The organism is Clostridium neonatale, from assembly GCF_001458595.1.
In the GTDB taxonomy this organism is placed as follows: Bacteria; Bacillota; Clostridia; order Clostridiales; family Clostridiaceae; genus Clostridium; species Clostridium neonatale.
The window spans coordinates 1-1,384 of record NZ_LN890319.1; the positions used below are offsets into that span (position 1 = coordinate 1).

The 1,384-nt window shown below is 51.6% G+C and carries 1 rRNA gene; it reads right to left on the bottom strand.

The window, feature by feature from the left end:
- Positions 1 to 2: 2 nt before the first annotated feature.
- Positions 3 to 1,384 (bottom strand): 23S ribosomal RNA (locus BN2920_RS00105); the annotation flags it as partial.

The following is a 1,384-nucleotide window of genomic DNA, read 5'->3' on the forward strand; positions in this document are numbered from 1 at the left end:
TATTGGTCAAGCCCTCGACCTATTAGTATCAGTCAGCTAAATACGTTACCGCACTTACACCTCTGACCTATCAACCTTGTAGTCTTCAAGGGGTCTTACTAGCTTATGCTATGGGAAATCTCATCTTGAGGTGGGCTTCACACTTAGATGCTTTCAGCGTTTATCCCTTCCCGACTTAGCTACCCAGCAATGCTTCTGGCGAAACAACTGGTACACCATAGGTCAGTCCATCCCGGTCCTCTCGTACTAAGGACAGCTCCTCTCAAATTTCCTACGCCCGCGACGGATAGGGACCGAACTGTCTCACGACGTTCTGAACCCAGCTCGCGTGCCGCTTTAATGGGCGAACAGCCCAACCCTTGGGACCTACTTCAGCCCCAGGATGCGACGAGCCGACATCGAGGTGCCAAACCTCCCCGTCGATGTGAACTCTTGGGGGAGATCAGCCTGTTATCCCCGAGGTAGCTTTTATCCGTTGAGCGATGGCCCTCCCACGAGGTACCACCGGATCACTAAGCCCGACTTTCGTCCCTGCTCGACTTGTAGGTCTCGCAGTCAGGCTCCCTTCTGCCTTTACACTCTTCGAACGATTTCCGACCGTTCTGAGGGAACCTTTGGGCGCCTCCGTTACATTTTAGGAGGCGACCGCCCCAGTCAAACTGCCCACCTAACAATGTCCTGTCACCAGTTTCATGGCATCCAGTTAGAATTTCAATACTATCAGGGTGGTATCCCAACAACGACTCCATCAAGGCTGACGCCCTGATTTCCCAGTCTCCCACCTATCCTGTACAGACAATACCGAAATTCAATGCTAAGCTACAGTAAAGCTCTACGGGGTCTTTCCGTCCAATCGCGGGTAGCGAGCATCTTCACTCGCACTACAACTTCGCCGGATTTGCAGTTGAGACAGTGCACAAGTCATTACGCCATTCGTGCGGGTCAGAACTTACCTGACAAGGAATTTCGCTACCTTAGGACCGTTATAGTTACGGCCGCCGTTTACTGGGGCTTAAGTTCACACCTTCGCTTGCGCTAAGTGTTCCCCTTAACCTTCCAGCACCGGGCAGGCGTCAGCCCCTATACATCAGCTTACGCTTTAGCAGAGACCTGTGTTTTTGTTAAACAGTTGCTTGTGCCTATTCTCTGCGGCCTACTTTCGTAGGCACCCCTTCTCCCGAAGTTACGGGGTCAATTTGCCTAGTTCCTTAACTGCAATTCTTCCGTCGGCCTTAGGATTCTCTCCTCATCTACCTGTGTCGGTTTGCGGTACGGGCACTACTTCTCTCCCTAGATGCTTTTCTTGGAAGCATGGAATCAGATACTTCGGTTCCGTAGAACCTTCCCTATAACGCCTCAGAATTGTTAGAGCGGATTTGCCTAC